The organism is Pseudomonas cremoricolorata, assembly GCF_000759535.1.
GTDB classification, from domain to species: domain Bacteria; phylum Pseudomonadota; class Gammaproteobacteria; order Pseudomonadales; family Pseudomonadaceae; genus Aquipseudomonas; species Aquipseudomonas cremoricolorata_A.
In genome coordinates this window covers 3,033,435-3,052,163 of record NZ_CP009455.1, presented here as the reverse complement: position 1 = coordinate 3,052,163, position 18,729 = coordinate 3,033,435, and the positions used below count along the sequence as shown (strand labels likewise).

The 18,729-nt window shown below is 63.1% G+C and carries 18 protein-coding genes and 2 pseudogenes; 7 read left to right on the top strand and 13 right to left on the bottom strand.

Features of this window, described 5'->3' with window-relative positions; genetic code table 11:
• Nucleotides 1-424: 424 nt before the first annotated feature.
• From LK03_RS13685 to LK03_RS22860, 3 genes and pseudogenes are all read right to left on the bottom strand, one after another.
• Nucleotides 425-826, bottom strand: a complete 402-nt coding sequence (locus LK03_RS13685) for a type II toxin-antitoxin system PemK/MazF family toxin (RefSeq protein WP_038412917.1) — start codon at nucleotides 824-826, stop codon at nucleotides 425-427.
• A 3-nt stretch (nucleotides 827-829) separates the two neighbouring features.
• Nucleotides 830-1,009 (bottom strand): hypothetical protein, encoded by a 180-nt coding sequence (locus tag LK03_RS13680; RefSeq protein WP_240478613.1) that lies wholly within the window; start codon nucleotides 1,007-1,009, stop codon nucleotides 830-832.
• A 290-nt stretch (nucleotides 1,010-1,299) separates the two neighbouring features.
• Nucleotides 1,300-1,381 (bottom strand): annotated as a pseudogene (locus LK03_RS22860) (lysis protein); the annotation flags it as partial.
• 140 nt (nucleotides 1,382-1,521) lie between these two features.
• Here LK03_RS22860 and LK03_RS13675 point away from each other — a divergent pair.
• The 4 genes from LK03_RS13675 (at nucleotide 1,522) to LK03_RS13655 (ending at nucleotide 4,764) form a co-directional block, all read left to right on the top strand.
• Entirely contained in the window at nucleotides 1,522-1,995 is a 474-nt protein-coding gene (locus tag LK03_RS13675; protein WP_240478612.1) for a hypothetical protein, read from the top strand.
• Nucleotides 1,992-3,821, top strand: a complete 1,830-nt coding sequence (locus LK03_RS13670) for a DNA cytosine methyltransferase (RefSeq protein ID WP_049870487.1) — start codon at nucleotides 1,992-1,994, stop codon at nucleotides 3,819-3,821. Before LK03_RS13675 ends, LK03_RS13670 begins: the two co-directional genes overlap by 4 nt.
• Nucleotides 3,818-4,114 carry a hypothetical protein gene (locus LK03_RS22530; RefSeq protein WP_240478611.1) on the top strand — a complete coding sequence of 99 codons (297 nt, stop codon included), beginning with the start codon at nucleotides 3,818-3,820 and terminating at the stop codon, nucleotides 4,112-4,114. Before LK03_RS13670 ends, LK03_RS22530 begins: the two co-directional genes overlap by 4 nt.
• Before the next feature lie 374 nt (nucleotides 4,115-4,488).
• Nucleotides 4,489-4,764, top strand: a complete 276-nt coding sequence (locus LK03_RS13655; protein WP_038412913.1) for a pyocin activator PrtN family protein — start codon at nucleotides 4,489-4,491, stop codon at nucleotides 4,762-4,764.
• Nucleotides 4,765-4,903: 139 nt separating this feature from the next.
• Here the strand turns inward: LK03_RS13655 and LK03_RS13650 are convergent, their stop codons facing one another.
• Complete coding sequence (locus LK03_RS13650) at nucleotides 4,904-5,896, bottom strand: hypothetical protein (protein ID WP_038412912.1); 993 nt, start codon at nucleotides 5,894-5,896, stop codon at nucleotides 4,904-4,906.
• Nucleotides 5,897-5,987: 91 nt separating this feature from the next.
• Here LK03_RS13650 and LK03_RS13645 point away from each other — a divergent pair, with 91 nt between their 5' ends.
• Nucleotides 5,988-6,272 (top strand): hypothetical protein, encoded by a 285-nt coding sequence (locus LK03_RS13645; RefSeq protein WP_049870486.1) that lies wholly within the window; start codon nucleotides 5,988-5,990, stop codon nucleotides 6,270-6,272.
• A 226-nt stretch (nucleotides 6,273-6,498) separates the two neighbouring features.
• On the opposite strand, the gene LK03_RS13640 is transcribed toward LK03_RS13645, so the two are convergent.
• A complete protein-coding gene (locus tag LK03_RS13640; RefSeq protein WP_038412911.1) occupies nucleotides 6,499-7,620 on the bottom strand; it encodes a site-specific integrase in 1,122 nt (373 codons plus the stop codon).
• 104 nt (nucleotides 7,621-7,724) lie between these two features.
• Here LK03_RS13640 and dusA point away from each other — a divergent pair, with 104 nt between their 5' ends.
• Nucleotides 7,725-8,735, top strand: coding sequence for a tRNA dihydrouridine(20/20a) synthase DusA (dusA, locus tag LK03_RS13635; RefSeq protein ID WP_038412910.1), 1,011 nt, complete (start codon nucleotides 7,725-7,727; stop codon nucleotides 8,733-8,735).
• Nucleotides 8,736-8,856: 121 nt separating this feature from the next.
• Nucleotides 8,857-9,777, top strand: coding sequence for a transaldolase (gene tal, locus LK03_RS13630; protein WP_038412909.1), 921 nt, complete (start codon nucleotides 8,857-8,859; stop codon nucleotides 9,775-9,777).
• A gap of 48 nt (nucleotides 9,778-9,825) precedes the next feature.
• Here tal and LK03_RS13625 read toward each other — a convergent pair whose 3' ends face one another.
• The 8 genes and pseudogenes from LK03_RS13625 to LK03_RS13590 form a co-directional block, all read right to left on the bottom strand.
• Nucleotides 9,826-10,395, bottom strand: a complete 570-nt coding sequence (locus LK03_RS13625; protein ID WP_038412908.1) for a TetR/AcrR family transcriptional regulator — start codon at nucleotides 10,393-10,395, stop codon at nucleotides 9,826-9,828.
• Between the two features lie 12 nt (nucleotides 10,396-10,407).
• On the bottom strand, nucleotides 10,408-12,048 hold the full coding sequence (locus tag LK03_RS13620; protein ID WP_038412907.1) for an AMP-binding protein: 1,641 nt from the start codon (nucleotides 12,046-12,048) through the stop codon (nucleotides 10,408-10,410).
• Nucleotides 12,049-12,170: 122 nt separating this feature from the next.
• A pseudogene (locus LK03_RS22855) lies at nucleotides 12,171-12,782 on the bottom strand (methyl-accepting chemotaxis protein); the annotation flags it as partial.
• Between the two features lie 766 nt (nucleotides 12,783-13,548).
• Nucleotides 13,549-14,781 carry a GTP-binding protein gene (locus LK03_RS13610; protein ID WP_038412905.1) on the bottom strand — a complete coding sequence of 411 codons (1,233 nt, stop codon included), beginning with the start codon at nucleotides 14,779-14,781 and terminating at the stop codon, nucleotides 13,549-13,551.
• Nucleotides 14,778-15,437, bottom strand: coding sequence for a nitrile hydratase subunit beta (gene nthB / locus LK03_RS13605; RefSeq protein WP_038412904.1), 660 nt, complete (start codon nucleotides 15,435-15,437; stop codon nucleotides 14,778-14,780). The genes LK03_RS13610 and nthB overlap by 4 nt, the downstream gene beginning before the upstream one ends.
• 35 nt (nucleotides 15,438-15,472) lie before the next feature.
• Nucleotides 15,473-16,072, bottom strand: a complete 600-nt coding sequence (gene nthA / locus LK03_RS13600; protein ID WP_038412903.1) for a nitrile hydratase subunit alpha — start codon at nucleotides 16,070-16,072, stop codon at nucleotides 15,473-15,475.
• 77 nt (nucleotides 16,073-16,149) lie between these two features.
• Entirely contained in the window at nucleotides 16,150-17,664 is a 1,515-nt protein-coding gene (locus tag LK03_RS13595; RefSeq protein ID WP_038412902.1) for an amidase, read from the bottom strand.
• Between the two features lie 171 nt (nucleotides 17,665-17,835).
• Entirely contained in the window at nucleotides 17,836-18,705 is an 870-nt protein-coding gene (locus tag LK03_RS13590) for a transporter (protein ID WP_038412901.1), read from the bottom strand.
• Nucleotides 18,706-18,729: the final 24 nt, after the last annotated feature.

The following is an 18,729-nucleotide window of genomic DNA, read 5'->3' as shown; positions in this document are numbered from 1 at the left end:
TGACACACAAACAACTCTCCCGATTAAATCATCCCAACCCTAACCACCTATCCACTCAACGAAGCGTCGAGCGGGAAAATCCAATCCGGAGAAAGTCATGCTCACTGCCAACCTAATAATTGTCCTTTGCATCGAAGTTTTGCGATGGCTGCAGTGCCTCCAGTTAGCAAGCCTGCTGCGATTCTGAAAGTTGCACTTCATCGCCGCTCACCTGATGATCGTGTCCCAGAAAGTGGTGTAACTGAACCAGCCGAAGGCGCCCTGTGGGGGAACGAGAGCGGTCACCGTGGTTCTTGGCTAACGTTGAGTTTTTGAAGGCCTGAGAATCACCAGGGAAATCACGATGACCAAGCCCACTATCGCACTGCCCGAGCTGAAAGCGAAAACCGGCCGAGGCCGGTTGTTCCATTTGCAGTCATTTAGATCACTCGCGTCCCAGCGCCTTTCTGATCGCCTGCATGAAGCTGGGATGCAAGGTTCCCATCTTGGGCGGTGGGACAGGCAATGTGGTTGCACGGTGGGGATGGAACCATCGGTCAGTGAACGGCAGATCGAACGTGTTATTCAGATCGAACTTGGTTCGAGGGCCTAATCCGCTGATTTCGAACCCATCGTCCTGGGGGTCCATGACGAACTCTCCCGAAAAGATTTCTTCCGGGCCGGTTTTCCGGCTGGTGCCATAGCAGACGCGGACCCTATGATCGTCATCGAAAACGCCCAGGATCAGGCAGGGACGACGCTTGGGGCCTGGAGTGCCGACAGTTTCCGGAAACTTGCACCACACGATATCACCTGGCGCGGGTAGCGGTATGAAACGCTTCGCCATTGTCTAGAACAGCCTTCTGGTCAGACGTTCCTCTGGCTGCTCCGGGCACTCTTCACGGATCGCGGCCATCTGCGTGTCAGTCAACGGTCCGTCATCCAGCTCGTACTTGGGCAGGAAGCGATCAGCCATCTGCCGCAAGGCGTAATGGATGACCTCAGTCTTGTTCAAGCCGGTGTGCGACATCAGTTGCTCGAATGTCGAGCCGCTTATTCCCGTTGGGGTGTCTTGGGGTCTCAACCGCAGCAAGACGGTTTCTGATCTTTCGGCATGTGGCATGGTATGGCTGCTCCGATCACTGGCTGTGTGTTGATGGACAGGTGACACGTCCGCCCAATTGCTAGCAATTCTATAGCACCGAAAATTGATTTGTCGATGATCGCCGCATGGAGCTCCCACGCGCTCGTCCAAACTGCGGTTCAAGTGAACGAGACCCGCTGGGCTGAGGTTGACTCATCTGCGCAGCTCGCTTTTTTCTATCGAGTGTTCTCGTTCACGTAAGCCTGGGCAGGCCTTGAGTGCAATAAGTCCTTGATCCCCGTCATCGGTTATGCCGACGGCAGCGTGCTGGCGGCCCCGGCCATCAGGGGCATCGCATCCAGCACCTGGCCATCACCACACCACCGGCCGGTGCTGGGCACTTTGGAGCACAGCACATGCAACCACATCAGTACGCACTTGCAGCTGGTATCGCCTGGATGGTGACCCTGATCATCCTTCCCTTCCTGATTGCCAAAGCACGCCGCCTTGCCTATGCCCGAGGTTTTAACGAAGGCAAAGCCTTCCACGACCAGAGCCTTACCCTGCAGCTCAGGGAAGCGAAGCAAGCCCAAGACGATCTGCGCACGGAATTGCAGCGCGCTCAGCAAACCTGCGAACTGGAGCTGGCCGCACGCCACACCAAGATCGTTGCGCTCCAAGCCAGCATCAGTGAGCTTGACGCACGGATCATGTCGTACACCGGCCTCGCAGTGACCAAGGCGGACTATGACAAGTTGGTCAGCGCCTCGTCCACGATGCGCCTGGCTCAGCGCACCTTCAAAGCCCTGCAAACCGAAGCCGAGGCAGCCCGAGCGGGAACCCAGGCTGACGTCATCGACGAGCTGGCCAAACGTATCCACCTCCAACTGAGCAGCACTCCGAGCGCCACAACTGCAGGAGCCGCAGCATGACAGCCGCCCTGCAGATCGATATCCAGGGTGCGCAGCAGCAAGCCCTGCCCTTCCAGCGCGAACTGTACGTTGACCTGTTTGCCGGTGCCGGTGGGGCAAGCAGCGGCGGCGCCCGCGTATACCGCGACCCTGACATCGCCATCAACCACAACCCTATCGCAATCGCGGTACACCGCGCGAACCACCGCAACACCCGCCACTACATCAGCGACATCTACGAAGTCGACCCACTGCAGGCCACCGGCGGCCAGCCCGTGGGGATTTTGTGGGCGTCCCCTGACTGCCGCCACTTCTCCAAGGCCAAAGGCGGCGCCCCAAGAAGCAAGGCTGTGCGCTCGCTGCCATGGGTCGTGGTTCGCTGGGTCTTTGCCACCCGCCCACGCCTGCTGTTAATGGAGAACGTTGAAGAGTTCCAAGCCTGGGGGCCGCTGGACGACGCAGGCAGGCCGATCAAGTCGGAAACGGGTCGCACCTTCAAGGCATTCGTCGCCTGCCTCACCACTGGCCTGGCTGCCGATCATCCGGACATGGGCGAGATCATGGATTGCATCGGCCAGTGGGTACCGATGGACGCACTAGTGCGGGGCCTGGGCTGCAACGTAGAGTGGCGTGAGCGCCGCGCTTCGAACGCCGGCTCCCCAACTATCCGCAAGCGCCTGTTCCTAATCGGCCGTACGGATGGCCGCCCGATCGTCTGGACGAAGCCGAAGCGACACGAGAACCCGAAACCGGGCCAACTGCCTTGGCGCACCGCCGCCGAGTGCATCGATTTTTCCGACCTGGGCAAGAGCCTGTTCGCACGCAAACGCCCACTGGTGGACAACACCTGCCGGCGCGTGGCGAAAGGTGTCTGGCGCCACACCGTCATGGCCGAGCAGCCTTTCGTGCTCCAGCTGGACGAGCAACAGCTAGCCGCCGCAAGCCTCACCGAGTTCGCCAACGCGAGCACGCAGCGCACCTTCAGCGCAGGCGAGCCGCTTCGCACTCAGGTGGCCCAGATCAAGGGTGGCCATTTCGCCTTGGCCGCAGCCCACCTGACCCACCTCACACATCATGGGGACCGTTCGGGATACCCCGTTTCCGAGTCCATCCGGACGATCACCGGGGCGAACAGAGGCGAGCAAGCACTGGTCACCGCGTCGATGATCACCCTGCGCAAAGGCTCTACTGGTAGCGGCATGGACCACCCTATAAACACCCTGACTACCGGCAGCGGCCACCACGCGTTCGCCGCATGCCACTTCGAGCAAGCCAACGGCGGTTTCTACAAGGGCGACGGACGAGCAGCCAAGGTGCCTCTGAGCACGATTCTCGGGCGCGGCACCAACCAGCGACTGGCGAGTGCGTACCTGGTGAAGTACTACGGCACCGGCGGGCAGTGGCAAGACATGGGCGAACCGATGCACACCCTGCCGACCAAGGAACGCATGGCGCTGGTCACCGTTGTCCAGGTGCCTAATGCGCTTCTGCCGCCAGAGCTGCTGGCGAAGGCCCGCAAGTGCGCTCACTTCCTGCACAAGTACCTGCCGGAACACTTTCCCGATCTGGTCGACCTGGTGCTACTCGGCGATTACGCACTGGTCGACTTCACCCTGCGCATGATCAAGGCTCCCGAATTGAAACTTGCCCAGGGTTTCAGCCCCGACTACATCCTTGATCGCGGCCTGTTCGAGAACAAAGAAACCGGCCTGCTGGAGTGGCGCCCGATCAAGAACACCGACCAGATCCGCCTGATCGGCAACAGCGTCTGCCCTGACGAAGCGGAAGACTTGATCGCCGCCAACGCGAAAGACCTGATCGACTTGTACCAGCAGGAGGCCGCATGAGCACGCACCGCCATGATTGGTACATGAGCGAGGCCGACGACGGCGGCCTGTATCACTGCAGGAAGTGCAGGCGCACCCACGAAGGCACTGTCCCTGAAGCCCACGGCTGCCCAATGTCCAACGCCGAACACAACGCCGTCGCTTGGCTCGGCCAGGCCGGGCTGTACCGCACTAGGTTTGACGCCGTGCGCAACTGCGAGCAGTCCGTCACGCCGGTATCCGCCGACGAACTGTTTGAGTTGGCCGGAAAGCAAGTGCTTTGCCAGATCAATGGGGGCAGCCCACATGCCTAAACCAACACGCATCTGGCAGTTGATCAGCCTCTTGCTCGCCTTGGCACTAATCACCGCATTGGTCGAGTTGCATCGCAGCAGCATCGACCGAAGCTCAGCGACAGGCACGTTACCGACTGTAAACAGCGCCACGAACCTTGAGCATCTCGCCCTCAGTCCGAATGCTCGCCGAGTGCATGAGAGGTATTCGCTGTGATCGACACATCGACATACACCCCAACCACCCGCACGCCCAAGGGCATGCAGCCAACGCTTCGGCCAGCCATGTCGTTCATTTGCGACATCTGCGGTAAGGCTCGCGTGAAGGGCAATCACGACCAATGTTCCAAAACCCGTCAAGCAGCTGGCTTCATCATCATGCGAGGGCGCAAGCCATGAACACTGCATTCATGCTAATGGCGCAATACAACGGACTCGCCATCATCCCAATCGACCAGGTGTGCACCGACTACTTCACCCACCTGACCCCTGACATGTTTCAGCGGAAGGTTTTTGCCGGACAAATCAAGCTTCCTATCACTAGGCTCGAGGCAAGCCAGAAGAGCGCACGGGGCATTCATATTGCCGACCTGGCGCATTACTTGGATCAGCAGCGGGAGGCTGCCCGCAAGGAGTGTGCGCAATTGAACAAGACACTGAGGGCCGGCTAACCAGGAGATTGCACCTCGCCTGGCCAGGTGCCGGTGCCGGTGCCGGTCGACATCGTCGACGATCAACCCGGACCGGCATTTGGCGAGGGCAGCTAACGACCCATTGCGGATACTGCGGACCGCCTCAGTTCATTGAGCCTCAGCGCACTATGATTTCGTCAGGGAAATAAACACCCATAGAGCGGTTGGTACGGACTCCTAGTACCTCACCAGCCATGCTCTGCACCACGGTCTGCCCGCCTTCTATGGGCATTCCAGTACGTCGATCCTCGGCTTGTGCGTCCGGTGGCAGGCTGAATTGCATCTGGCCTTGATAACGGCTGACTTGGATGTCGGCAGGATAGTGAACAGGGCCGAAGTCGAAAGGTTGGTTCGAGTAACCTTCCCATGAGCGACCTTCCCCATAAGGCCGATCCAGAATCATGATCAGTGAGCGCAGTTCGATCCCCAGTAGCTTGACCGGGCTTTCCTCGGACCTGGCCAGCCAACCCGTGGTGTTGGTGGATACCCTCACCGGCCCAGGCCAGACGATGCCGCCCAGGTCTGTACCTGGCGCCAGCGTGCATCGACTCATCTTCCATTCGGAAAACTTGAAATGAGCACCAAACGGAAAATCGAACTCGATCTCCCCAGGTGCACATTTCCATCCTGCCAGGTCATGGGCCGACAGGGTCTCGACCGTCGCGAATCCATGGCCCTGCGCCAGTTTCAGACGACGCACAGGCATGCCCATGATGTGACCAGGCGTGCGGTCGAAATCAGCATGATCTAGGCTCTGCATGCCATAGGGCACGGGGTCGCCGGACAGGTCGTTGAAAGGCTCCAGGTTTTGCAGGTGGACTCGCGTCCCGGCTGGAAGCACCAAATCACCGAGCACTTCCTCGTGTTCGAGGCGGGGATTGTGCGCACGCCAATCCTGCCAGAGACTGTTGGTGGACTCGATGTATGGCACACTGCCGGCTGCAAGCAACACCAGCAACAAGCCGAACCTCCAGCGCCGCGCCACCATGTAACGACGGCTTCGCGGAATCAGCAAGGCGATCAGGCCGGCGATGAAAAGCCAGAGAAAAACCTCGGAAAAAATGTAGATCATGTAGCCGAGCAGCATGAGCGGCATATCGACAGGAATCATGGACGTCCTTGTGAACCCTTTTGTGCACGTTGCAGAATAGGCCAGATGGCAGTGATGCCCCAAGCCCGGTCATAGAAGGACATCTCAAGGCATGACGCCTGACGAAGCTTTGCGATTTACCCGCACGGTCGCTGGCCTTTCGATCACAACAGTGATTCTGGGCCCGATCCTGGCGCTCTACGTGTTGCAATCGCCCACCACTTCCCCTGTCAAGATCTCGGGCATCCTTGCATTCGCCGTCCTGGGGCTCACCAACCTGATTTCAATGATATTGAACGCGGTTTACTGGTTTATCCGGCGGGAGCCAAAATGGCTCTCGGTAATGCTCTTGGTTCAAGCCGGTGCGGCAGTTGCCACGTTAATTCCATTCTTCTAATTGGTTCAGTTCTTCGGCTGAGCAGCCTCAACACGGAGCGAACCCTTAGCGCCACACTGCCAAGGAGGCAATCTGCATGACACCGGCAGCCGCTCCTCGCCGATTACTGCACTTCGTGAACGGCAGCTTCGGGTCGAGAGCAGCCGTTCGCGACTGACCGCAATCGACCCACAGCCGATGCCTGCCACCAGTAAGCGCTTATAGAAGTAGCATCTTTACCCATCCGCTACTCAGCCCGGGCGCCGAGTTTAACGGGTGCCAGAATGATCCGATCCAGCCACGCCCAGCCTTTATACCCATCCCCTCGCCCACGCAAATGGGTATACCGCCGCAGCGAGTTCCAATCGCGGTGACCAGATACGCTTGAGACCCTCGGTATGTCCCAGTCCATTTCAAACAACCGACTCACCCCTTCGTGACGCAAGTCGTGGAAATGCAGATCCTCTATCCCTTTCATCTTGCATGCCTTCGACCAGGCTGTGCCGATTGAATCCGTGTTGTACGGGAATATCTCGCGACACGCTCTGGGCATGCTCTGCACGATGATCCACGCTTCATCCGGCAAGTAACACCAGACATCGTTGCCAATCTTCTGACCAGGGTTTTTCATGTCCCGCACCTTCACTGCCTGCCGGTGCTCATCCAGATCTTCCCACCTTATGCGGGTGATCTCGTCCATTCGGCGGGTCGAAAAAATCGCGAACGCTACTACCTTGGGCATGTGGATGACGCTCGGACGCCGCTGCAACATCTCGAAGAAGTGCTCCATCACCTTATCGATCTCATCCAGCGTAGGACGCCGATCCCGCTCTCGGCTCTTCAGGTTGTAGCCGAACTTCTTCAGCACGAGGCGCGCATCTGGCATGGCTTGCGCGTCAATCTCATACCCCCACGCCGCCCTGGCCAGGGACAGCACCGATCCCAAGTGCGCCAGGTCATTACCGGCCGTCTGCGGTTTAATGCCGCCACCTTCAGGACTCATGCGCCACAGCGCGTAGTCCACCAGCACCTGCTGGGTGAGGTCGGAATCCACTTTCTCACCCAGGTAGCTGTTCTTGATGGCATTCAACGTTCGCCGCTTCGTCTCACCCAGCGGCCGGGCTTTCTCGGCTTCGACCAGGTAGCGCTCGATCATCTCCTTGACCGTCTGCCCCTTGCGACTGGCCCGCTCGATAGCGCCAGGGACCGCCAATTCGGTCTCCCGTCGCTTCGCCCAGGCTTGGGCGGCCTGCTTGCGGGCGAATGTCTGGGCTTCTTGATAAACTAAGACACCCTTTTTCTTGAGGCGGATCTGGACGGTGTAACTGACCGTCCCATCGGCCTTTTTCCTTGCTCTGATCGTTGCCATGGTTTTCGGTGGTACAAGCGTGATTGGCGGTGGTACATCGTACCACTGTCACACTAAAAACGCCCGAAAACCCCCAAAAACGGCACAATAATGCGTAGACCTGAATGCCACTAGAATTAGCCTCAAAGCCACAAGCCACGCGCCCTGAGCCGTCCCGCCGCTTCAGCGTTGCCCCTATGATGGACTGGACCGACCGCCACTGCCGCTACTTCCTGCGCCTGCTCTCGCGCCACACGCTTCTGTACACGGAAATGGTCACCACCGGCGCGCTGCTGCACGGTGACGCGCAACGTTTCCTGCGCCATGACGAGGCGGAGCATCCGTTGGCGTTGCAGTTGGGTGGGAGTGTGCCGGGGGATTTGGCGGGGTGTGCGCGGTTGGCGGAGGGTGCGGGGTATGACGAGGTCAACCTGAACGTTGGCTGTCCGAGTGATCGGGTGCAGAACAATATGATCGGCGCGTGCCTGATGGGGCATCCGGGGTTGGTGGCCGATTGTGTCAAGGCGATGCGCGATGCGGTGGGGATTGCGGTGACGGTCAAGCACCGCATCGGCATCAATGGCCGTGACAGTTATGCCGAGCTGTGCGATTTCGTCGGGCAGGTGCGCGACGCAGGGTGCCGGAGTTTCACCGTGCATGCGCGGATCGCCATTCTCGAGGGGCTGTCGCCGAAGGAGAACCGTGACATTCCGCCGTTGCGCTACGACGTGGCGGCGCAGTTGAAGGCAGATTTTCCCGATCTTGAAATCGTCCTCAACGGCGGCATCAAGACCCTGGAGGAATGCGAGCAGCACTTGCAGACCTTCGATGGGGTGATGCTGGGGCGGGAGGCGTACCACAATCCTTACCTGCTGGCAGAGGTCGATCAGCGCGTGTTCGGCAGTTCGGCGCCGGTGATCAGCCGGGCCGAGACCATTGCCAGGCTGCGGCCGTACATCGTCGCGCATTTGCAAAGCGGCGGCGCGTTGCACCATGTGACGCGGCACATTCTGGGGCTGGGTCAGGGTTTTGCCGGGGCGCGGCGGTTCCGTCAGCTGCTGTCGTCGGACATTCACAAGCATCCCGAGCCACTGGCGGTGTTCGATCAGGCCGCTGAGCTGTTGCAGGGCCGATGAACTGAACCCTGGCGTGCAGCGCCGACTCGAAACTGACAACCCTATCCGACTTGTCCTGCCATCCTTGAGCGGCTGGTGGGGCTCGGGTAATGTCGAGTCCTCGCACAGGAAAGAGCACGCCATGACCTCCAAGCTGGAACAACTCAAGCAGTTCACCACCGTGGTCGCCGACACCGGTGACCTGGATGCCATTACCCGTCTCAAACCGGTCGATGCCACCACCAACCCTTCGTTGCTGCTCAAGGCCGCCGCCATACCCGGTTATGCCGACCTGCTGAGCAAGGTCAAGGCCGAGGCCAAAGGCGATGTCGACCTGGCTTGCGATCACTTTGCGGTGGCGGTGGGCAGCGGCATTCTCAAAGCGATTCCGGGGCGCATTTCCACGGAAGTCGATGCACGGCTGTCGTTCGATGAAGCAGCGCTGCTGAACAAGGCCCGTCATCTGATCAAACTGTACGATCAATCGGGCGTCGGCAGAGACCGCGTGCTGATCAAGCTGGCCTCCACCTGGGAAGGTATCCGCGCCGCCGAGAAGCTGGAAAAGGAAGGTATCCAGACCAACCTGACCCTGCTGTTCTCCTTCGGCCAGGCCCAAGCCTGCGCCGATGCCGGGGTGTTTCTGATTTCGCCGTTCGTGGGGCGTATCTACGACTGGTACAAGAAGAGCACCGGCAAGGAATACACCGGCGCCGATGATCCGGGGGTGCAATCGGTCACGCGCATCTACGACTATTACAAAACCAACGGCTACGACACCGTGGTCATGGGCGCGAGCTTTCGCAACGTCAACCAGATCGAGCAACTGGCAGGCTGCGACCGCCTGACCATCAGCCCGGAACTGCTGCAACAATTGAGCGACGACCACGGTGAGCTGCCGCGCAAGCTCAAGCCAGGCAACCACGGTGAGGCGCGCCAGCAACTCAACGAGAGCCAGTTCCGCTGGGGCATGAACGAAGATGCCATGGCCACCGAGAAGCTGGCAGAAGGCATCCGCCAGTTCGCCCGTGACCAGGAAAAGCTCGAAGTCTTGATGGCCGAGTAACCCCCTCCACCCGGGGTCGCTTGCCGACCTCGGGTCTTCCCCCCTTCCCTACGCCAACGACCGCGCACCTTGCAGCGCACCGCCGAGCATGCTGCGGGCGAGCTGCCGGCGCTGCATGCCGTCCAACTGTGGGTCGAGCCAGCCGGGCAATGCGTGCAGCATGGCGAACAGCGCCAGCAACCCCGCGTCCCCCAGCTGGCCTTCGCCGGCAGTCGCCTCGCTGCGAAACAGTTGGAGCATTTGTTGCTCATAGCGGCTGCGCAGCAGCGCGATGTCGGCGGCCAGTGGCGGGCTGAGCTGGCCGTGCTCCATGTTGGCCAGGCGGAAATGCCCCGGCATGCGCTCGTACAGGTCGAGGTGGCCGTCGATGACCTGCGACAGCGCCTTGGCCGTAGCCAGACGGCGGCGCTTGACCGTGCGCAGTTGGGCATTGAGCGCCTGATAGAGCTCGAACAACAGCTCGTAGAGCAAGGTTTCCTTGTTCTCGATGTGGTGATAGATCGAGCCGGGGCTGATGCCGACATGGGCGGCCAGCTCGCGCATGCTCACCGAACTGAAGCCACGCTGCTGGAACAGCTCGACCGCCTTGCGCTGAAACTCCACTCGACTCAACACCATCGGTCTCCCCGCTCAAGCATCGACTGCGCGTTGCTTGGCGATTTCCTGATTGCGCAGGATGAAGCGCTGCAGCTTGCCGCTGGGAGTCTTGGGCAGTTGCTCGACGAACTCGATCTCGCGCGGGTAGGCATGCGCGGCCAGGCGGTGGCGCACGTGCAGGCGCAAGGCTTCGGCAAGCTCCGGGCTGGGCGGCTGCTGGCTGTTGAGCACGACGAAGGCCTTGATCAGCTCGGTGCGCTGCGGGTCGGGCTTGCCGACCACGGCGGCTTCGATCACCGCCGGGTGTTCGATCAGCGCGCTTTCGACATCGAACGGCCCCACGCGATAACCCGAGGTGGTGATGACGTCGTCGTCGCGGCCAACGAAGGCGATACTGCCGTCGTCGTTGAGCTCGACCACATCGCCGCTCAGGTAATAACGGCCGACGAAGGCCTTGGTTTTCATGCCGAAGTAGCCGCCGAACCAGCACAGCGGCGAGCGCTCGCGGTCGATGGCAAGGATGCCAGGCTGGCCCGGCGACAGTTCGCGCTGGGCCGGGTCGAGCACCACCACCCGGTAGCCTGGCACGGCATAGCCGGCCGAGCCTTCGCGCACGCTGTGCTGCAAGCCGTGGTGATTGCACAGCACCATGCCGACCTCGGTCTGCCCGTAGTGGTCGTGGATGACCACGCCGAGGTTGTCGGCGAACCAGCGGATCACTTGCGGGTTGAGCGGCTCGCCGGCACTGCTGACCGCGCGCAGGTGGCCGCGCACGCCGTCTGCGAACTGCTGCTCAGCGGCGATCAGCAGGCGGTAGGCGGTGGGTGAGCCAGCCAGGTTGGTGATGGCGTACTTGGCAATGACCCGACAGGTGCTTTCCACCGAGAACGGCCCATCGAAGAACAACGTGGCATGGCCGCAGGCCAGCGGCCCGGTGACGGCGTAGTACAGGCCGTAGGCCCAGCCGGGGTCGGCGAGGTTCCAGAAGCGGTCATCCGCGCGCAGGCCGATGGCATCGCGCATGTAGCCCTTGAAGGCAAGGATCGCCGCCAGTGGCACTTCCAGTGGCTTGGCCGGGCCGGTGGTGCCGGAGGTGCACATCAGCAGGAACGGCGCGCTGGCTGGCTGCAGCAGCGGTTCGCAGTCAGTGCTCTGGCGCTGAACCTGGCTCCAGAAATCGAGGTCGTGGGCGTGCTCGGCATGGGCGTCGACCAACAGCACGGTCGGGCACGGCGACACGTCGTCGAGCTTGCTGCGGTTGAGCCGGTCGGTGACGATCCAGCGCGCACCGGAACAGCCCAGACGCTGCTCGATGGCCTTGGGACCGAAGGCGGTGAACAGTGGCTGATACACCGCGCCGACGCGCCAGGTGCCGAGAATCACCACCATCAGTTCGACGGTGCGCGGCAGCAGCCCGGCCACGCGGTCGCCGGGCTGTACGCCCTGCTCGCGCAGGAAGTTGCCAAAGCGCGCGGCCTGCGCTTGCAGGTGCTCGAAGCTGTACTGCGAGGCGCGGCCGTCCTGGGTTTCGCAGTAAAGGGCGATGGCGTCGCTGCCGACATGGCGGTCGCAGCATTCGACGCAGGCGTTGAGGGCTTCGAGACTGCCGTGCAGGTCGGCCTGGGCAGTGTGCAGATAGTCGAACGACGCAGCAGCTGACTGATGATCACGCATAGCGGTACCTGTTGTTATTGTTGCGCTGGTGAGGATGAATACTCGGCGGCGCCCGCCGCCGGAACAATGGCAAAACACATCAATGGCGGTGAACGGCTTTGCCAATCGGCGGCCTAGCCTTCGATCATGTTGGCCGCCTGTTGCGTGGCCTGGCTGGTGCGGGTGGCCAGCTTGCGCACCTCGTCGGCCACCACGGCAAAACCTCGCCCAGCCTCACCGGCACGGGCGGCCTCGATGGCCGCATTGAGCGCCAGCAGGTTGGTCTGGCTGGCGATGCCCTGGATGCTGGCGACGATCTGCGTCAGCTTGCCCAAGGTCTCCTGCATCACCCGATGCTGCTGGGCCTGGGCCTGGCGCATTTGCTCCTGCTCGTGGCTGGCGTGGATGTCGGTGATGGCGCCGACCACCCGCAGCGGCGCGCCGTCGGCGCTGCGCCGGGTCTGGCCGCGACCACGGAACCAGCGGTAGGCGCCGTCGCGGTGGCGCAGGCGATAGTCGACGTCGAAGGGCGTGCGACCGCTGCGGTCTTCGACGTGGGCGACGAAGGCAGCAATCGCCCGGGCGCTGTCCTCCGGGTGCAGCCGCGAGGTCCAGCTTTCCAGGGTGTTGGGGAAGGCCTCTTCGCTGTCGTAGCCGAGCAGCCGGCGCATCTGCGACGACCACCAGATGGTGTTGCGCGGGTTGGCCGGATCGCCCGCCACCACCTCGATATCCCACAGGCCGTCGTGGAGCATTTCCCGGGCAATGTCGAAACGGATGGCGGCCAGGTGCAGTTGTTCCTCGTGGGTCGATTGCTCATGGACATCGCGCAGCGTGCCGCCCAAGGCGACGGCGGAGCCCTCGGCATCGCGTTGGCAGACTGCGCTCAATTGGCACTGGCGATACTCACCGTTGGCCGTCAGGCGCACGCGCAGGCGGGTGCGCCAGGGTGGGCCGTCCGCCGCGTGTGCCAGGCAGGCGCGCAGGCCGTGCAGGAGGCGCTGGCGATCGTCCGGGTGCAGGGATTGGCTGAACGCGTGCAGGTAGTCGAGGCCTGGCAGTGCGCCGGCCAGCCAGCGCAGTGGGGTCTGCGCCTCGAGGCTGTTGCCGGCACTGAGGTCCAGTTGCCAGAGGTGTTGCTCGGGGTCGCTGGCCAGCAGCGTCCAGCGCGCCTGCTGCTGGTGCAGTTCGGTGGCGCTAGCCTGCACCTGCTCGGTCAGCGCCTGATGGGCCTGCTCAAGCAGTTGTACCTGGGCCTTGAGCGCGCGGCGTTCGTCGAGCAGGCGGCTGACCCCGGCAAGAATGCGCCGCAGCAGCGGATGGCGCGATGACAACGGCGCACGTGCGTGGTCCGGATCGTCCAGATGCTCGGCCAACGGTGCCAGCACCCAGCGGCTGGTTCGGGTGAACAGGAACATGCGATACCTCCTTGGATCGATGGGGACTGGGGCTGCTTTGCAGCCCTTCGCGGCTGGACCGGAGCGCCGGCCTGGCCGCTCCTATGACAACCGCGCCTGATGCTCACTGCGCCGCTAAAGCCGCCTGATCGAAGGCCTGGGCGTCGGGCAGTGCGCTCCAGTCGCTGGGGCCTTGCAGAATCTCTTCGGTGCTGAGCAGGCAGGCATCGAGTTGCGCCTGCAAGTGCGTGGTATCCAGGCCTTGGCCGATGAACACCAGTTCCTGCCGGCAGTCGCCGACGACGTCATCCCATTTGCCCAGCACGCCCTGCAGGCGGTAGTCGTCCTGCGGCCACTGCGTCTGATCGATGAAGGTCCACCAGTGGCCGACGAAGTCCCACTGGAACTGCCCGCCGCTCTGCACCAGCAGGCCGATTTCGCGGTGGCGGTGGGCGACCCAGAAGTAGCCTTTGCTGCGCAGCAGGCGGCCGTTGCGCCACGGCGTGCGCAACCAGGCGAGCAGGCGCTGAGGGTGGAACGGGGCGCGCTGGCGGTAGGTCCAGGCGCTGATGCCGTAGGTGTCGGACTCCGAGGCGGGCTGCTGGTCCGCGGCCATGGCGCGCATCCAGCCAGGGGCACGGGCCAGGCTTGGCAGGTCGAACAGGCCGGTGCCCATGATCCGCGCTGGCGGCACATGGCCGTGCCGCATCGGCAGAATCTGCGCACTGGGGTTGAGCCCGGCGAGCAGCGCGCGCAAGGCGGCGTAGCCTTCATCGCCAAGCAGGTCGAGCTTGTTCACCAGAATCACATTGGCGTATTCCACCTGCTCGATCAGCAGGTCGGCCAGCGGCCGCAGGCCCTCCCCTCCGGCACTGGCACGGGTGACCTGCTCGCGGCTGCCGAGCAGCTCGACGAACTGGCTGGCGTCGACCACCGTCACCAGGGTATCCAGCCGCGCCAGTTCGCTGAGGCTGAAACCCTGGGTGTCGAGAAAGGCGAAGGTTTCGGCCACCGGCATCGGCTCGGAAATGCCGGCGGACTCGATCAGCAGGTAGTCGAACCGCTGCTGCCGGGCCAGGGCGCTGATCTGCTCAAGCAGGTCGGCGCGCAGGGTGCAGCAGATGCAGCCGTTGCTCATCTCGATCAACTCGTCCTGGCCGCGCTGCAGGCTGACTTCGCGCTGCACCTGCTGCACGTCGATGTTGATGTCGCTCATGTCGTTGACGATCACCGCCACGCGCAGGCCTTCGCGGTTACGCAGCACATGGTTGAGCACGCTGGTTTTGCCGGCGCCGAGAAACCCCGACAGCACGGTCACCGGCAGGCGGCCTGCATCCTCGGCCAGTGCCAGGTTCATGGGCGCACCGCGGTGGCATCGAGCTTGTCGAGGTAGCTCTCGAACAGGTCGACCACCACCAGCCCATCGTCAGTGGCATCGCCCCACAGGTCCTTGACGCGGAACTCGACGTGATAAGTCGGCTGCAAGGCTGCGCTCTGGTCGCCATGGCCGATGGCATCGGGGAACGGCCACTGTTCGCGGGTGCGGTGGCGCACGATGCCCTGCTTGCCGCGCACATAGGCCGGCAGGCGGATATGTCCGGCAACGTATTCGTCACGCACGCGAACGTGGTCACCGACCTCGAACGGCGCGCGCCCGGTGAGCGCCGGACGGCCCTTGGCGTGGGCCGGATTGGCCAGTTTGAACGGCTGGCCGAGGGCCTCGTCCAGTTCGGCCTGGGTGATGACCCCGGTTTCCACCAGCAAGGTGGCGGTGGCGATGACGTAACGCTCGTAGTACTGGGTACCGACATGCTGGCGAACGTCGATGCGCTCGACGGCATGGCGCACTTCATCGACGCTGAATTTCTTCAGCTGATCGACGCCGATGAACATCAGGCTGTAGGCCAGGTGCTCCCAGTCCTGTTTGAACACCTTCTTGTAGTCGAGACTGTTGATGGCGTGGGGCACTTTGCCAAAGCCCTGGAAGCCGCCCAGATCATGAAAACCGTCCATTGGAGAACTCCTGCACAGGTTGAGGGTGGGCCGGCTCAGGCCAGCTGTGGCAAGGCCACGCCGATCAGCACGTCTTTGGTGACCAGTTGGCGCAGTTGCTCCTCGCTGAGGTGCTCGGAACCGGCCGGGCGCAGCGGCAGCACCAGGTAGCGGCTTTCGGCGGTGGTGTCCCAGACCTTGACCTGCACGTCGGCAGGCAGCTCGGTGCCCAGTTCGCGCAACACCGTGCGGCCCTCGCGAACCAGGCGGGCGCGGAATTCGAAGCCCTTGTACCACTCCGGTGGCAGGCCCAGCACTGGCCAGTTGGTGCACGAACACAGGCTGCAGACGATGACGTTCTTCAGCGTCGGGGTGTCTTCCAGGGCGACGATGTACTCACCCTGCGGGCCGGTGTAGCCGAACTGCGCACAGGCGGCCGTGGCGTCTTCGAGCAGCAGCGCGCGATAGGCCGGATCGACCCAGGCCTTGGCCACCACACGGGCGCCGTTTTCCGGGGTCCAGTCGTGGGCCATCAGTTGCGTCAGTTGCTCGATGTAGCCAGCGGGGATCAGTTCCTTGCGCTTGAGCACCTCGAACAGCGCCCAGGCGCGTTCGCCTGGGGTCGAGGGGTTGGCGCTGGGGTCGGTGTGGCTCATCAGGTATCTCCTCGCGTCTTGGCGTTGTTGTTGTTCGGGCCACGGTGTTTCGATCGACAGGTCAGTTCGCTCGGCGCCTACAGCGCCCGCCAGTCATGGGCCGCTTCAAAGGCTGCGGCGGCCTGGTAGAGCGTGCCCTCGCGGTGGTGGCCGGCGACCAGCATCAGGCCCACCGGTAAGCCATCGACCAGGCCGCAGGGAATCGACATGGCCGGGTGGCCGGTGATGTCCTGGGCCGAGGTGTTGCCGATCATCTCCAGGGCGCGGCCGACGTATTCGCTGATCGAGCAGCCGGCCGGGGGGTGCGGCTGGGCGATGATCGGCGTGGTCGGCAACACCAGCAGGTCGAAGCGCTGCAGCGCATTGTCGTAGGCGCGGCGGGCCAAGCGGGCGAGGTTCTGCGCTTTGGCGTAGTAGCGCCCGTGGTAGTGATTCAGGCCGAACTGGCCGACCAGCATGCACAGCTTGAGCGAGGCCGACAGCTGCTCGGCGTGCTGGCGCCAGCCGGCCTGTTTGTCGAGCAGGCCGACGTCGTACAGGCCCTTCCAGTTAAACCCTGCGCCATTGCCATGCATCATCTGCATGATCAGCCCTTCGCAGCCGATCGGGTGCCACAGCGCCCCGGCCAGGCCGTGCTCGGGTACCGACACCGGCTCGACCTGCGCACCGAGCGCCTGCAAGCGGGCAATGGCCTGGTTGACGCTGTCGCTGACCCGTGGGTCCTGGTTGGGCAGGCTGAAGCCCTCTTGCAACACGCCGATGCGCAAGCCGGCGACGCCGCGGTCGAGGTAGCTGCAGTAGTCATCGACCTGCGGCGCGCTTTGCCGCGGATCGAGGCCATCGGCGCCCGCCATCACCTGCAGCATCAGCGCGTTGTCACGCACGTTGCGGGTGATCGGGCCGACGTGGTCGAGGGTCGCCTCGATGGCCATGATGCCGCTGTACGGCACCAGGCCATGGGTCGGCTTCATGCCGTAGGTGCCGCAGAACGACGACGGTATGCGGATCGAACCGCCCTGGTCGCCGCCCACTGCCAGGTCGACTTCACCGACCGCCACCAGCGCGGCGCTGCCGGACGACGAGCCGCCGGCGGCGTAGCCGTGGCGGTGCGGATTGTGCACCGGCGCGGGGTCGGAGGTATGGCTGCCGCCCGACAGGCAGTAGTGCTCGCAGGTGGCCTTGCCGAGAATGGTCGCGCCGGCATCGAGCAGGCGGCTGACCACGGTGGCATCGAAGGCTGGCACAAAACCTTCCAGGGGCGCGGCGCCATTCATCATCGCCACGCCGGCCAGGGCGATGTTGTCTTTGAGCGCCACGCTGCGCCCGGCCAGCGGACCTTCGCTGGCACCTTGCACCTCGGCACGTTGATACCAGGCGCCGAGCGGGTTCTCGGCGGCTGTCGGGCGATGCCCGGCGCTGCGCGGGTAGCGCACCGGCGGGGTGAAATCGGGCAATTCGTCGACCAGGTCGTAAGCCTCGAAACTGGCCTGCATCAGCGCCAGGTACTCGCCGACGTGCTCGGCGCTCAAAGGCATGTTCAGCTCGGTGGCGATGGCCGACAGCTCGGCTGGAGTAGGACGTTTAATGGCCATGGTGATCCTGTCTGGTAGCGAGGAACGGCGCCTGCCGGGCAGGCGGTTCGGGCCGGTCTTGCGCCGTGCGGCCGCAGGGTCGCGGCCGGGCGCTGTGGTTCAAATTAGGCAGCGCCAGGCGCGGGTGCTTGGTGCAGCGTGACATCCACTTGGCTGAGCAGGACAACCCGCTCAGAACACCTTGAGGATGCGCAGGTTGAGCCGCGCGCGTTCCTTGAAGCCTTCCTCGACTTCAAAATCCTGGCCCAGCTGCGCCTGCACTTGCAGGGTCGGCTCGATGAAATGGCTGACCGTCAGGCGGCCGTAGGAGGTCGACAGGCGGTTGTGCTGATCGACGCCATCGACCGTGGTCGCAGCGCCGGTGACGTAGCCGCCGCCCAGCGCGACGCTGGTCTTTTCCGTGAGGGCGTAGCGCAGTGCCATCTGGTACTCGTAGCGGGTGTCTTCTTCGAGCTTGACCCCGGCCGGGCCGAAGTCGTTGTTGCTCGACACCCATGACGCTTCGGCCACCGTGTCCAGCGCCAGACGCGGGGTGAAGCGGTGGATGTAGGCAGCCTGAAGGGTTGCCCGCCAGCGGTTTTCACCCAGATTCAGGGCGTCGTCCTTGTCATAACTGCCCACCGGTACGAACAGGTACGGCGCCAGCGAGAAAATGTCGCCGTGGGTGGTGGGCAAGGTCCACTTCAACGGCGCGGCAAGAATCGGGTCACCGATGCCGTGGGTATCGCCCAGCGCGCCGACATCGCCGGAGGCATTGAGGTAGCCGAACGGCAACAGCACCTGCGGTTCCCACACCAGGTTTTCGGCCAGGCCCACGGCGTGGATGTAACGCAGGATGCCGACGTCGCTCTTGAGCCGGGCATTGTCCGAGACCCGGTCGCCGTCGGCATACAGCGCCTTGCGCTCGGCGTGCTGGTAGTACAGCGCCACAGCGTCGGCGCCGGCCGGAAGCGGCTCGTAGTCGCCGGGTGCGACTTCGATGGCCTGGCTGTGCGCCCACGGCAAGGTGGCGAGCAGCGGAACGATTCGAATTATTTTCATGGTTCACTTCCCATCGGCAAGGTC

Coding starts and splice junctions, on each gene's coding strand:
- LK03_RS13685 (WP_038412917.1), bottom strand. CDS start 826: ATGGCGAAGCGTTTCATACCGCTACCCGCGCCAGGTGATATCGTGTGG.
- LK03_RS13680 (WP_240478613.1), bottom strand. CDS start 1,009: ATGTCGCACACCGGCTTGAACAAGACTGAGGTCATCCATTACGCCTTG.
- LK03_RS13675 (WP_240478612.1), top strand. CDS start 1,522: ATGGTGACCCTGATCATCCTTCCCTTCCTGATTGCCAAAGCACGCCGC.
- LK03_RS13670 (WP_049870487.1), top strand. CDS start 1,992: ATGACAGCCGCCCTGCAGATCGATATCCAGGGTGCGCAGCAGCAAGCC.
- LK03_RS22530 (WP_240478611.1), top strand. CDS start 3,818: ATGAGCACGCACCGCCATGATTGGTACATGAGCGAGGCCGACGACGGC.
- LK03_RS13655 (WP_038412913.1), top strand. CDS start 4,489: ATGAACACTGCATTCATGCTAATGGCGCAATACAACGGACTCGCCATC.
- LK03_RS13650 (WP_038412912.1), bottom strand. CDS start 5,896: ATGATTCCTGTCGATATGCCGCTCATGCTGCTCGGCTACATGATCTAC.
- LK03_RS13645 (WP_049870486.1), top strand. CDS start 5,988: ATGACGCCTGACGAAGCTTTGCGATTTACCCGCACGGTCGCTGGCCTT.
- LK03_RS13640 (WP_038412911.1), bottom strand. CDS start 7,620: ATGGCAACGATCAGAGCAAGGAAAAAGGCCGATGGGACGGTCAGTTAC.
- dusA (WP_038412910.1), top strand. CDS start 7,725: ATGCCACTAGAATTAGCCTCAAAGCCACAAGCCACGCGCCCTGAGCCG.
- tal (WP_038412909.1), top strand. CDS start 8,857: ATGACCTCCAAGCTGGAACAACTCAAGCAGTTCACCACCGTGGTCGCC.
- LK03_RS13625 (WP_038412908.1), bottom strand. CDS start 10,395: ATGGTGTTGAGTCGAGTGGAGTTTCAGCGCAAGGCGGTCGAGCTGTTC.
- LK03_RS13620 (WP_038412907.1), bottom strand. CDS start 12,048: ATGCGTGATCATCAGTCAGCTGCTGCGTCGTTCGACTATCTGCACACT.
- LK03_RS13610 (WP_038412905.1), bottom strand. CDS start 14,781: ATGAACCTGGCACTGGCCGAGGATGCAGGCCGCCTGCCGGTGACCGTG.
- nthB (WP_038412904.1), bottom strand. CDS start 15,437: ATGGACGGTTTTCATGATCTGGGCGGCTTCCAGGGCTTTGGCAAAGTG.
- nthA (WP_038412903.1), bottom strand. CDS start 16,072: ATGAGCCACACCGACCCCAGCGCCAACCCCTCGACCCCAGGCGAACGC.
- LK03_RS13595 (WP_038412902.1), bottom strand. CDS start 17,664: ATGGCCATTAAACGTCCTACTCCAGCCGAGCTGTCGGCCATCGCCACC.
- LK03_RS13590 (WP_038412901.1), bottom strand. CDS start 18,705: ATGAAAATAATTCGAATCGTTCCGCTGCTCGCCACCTTGCCGTGGGCG.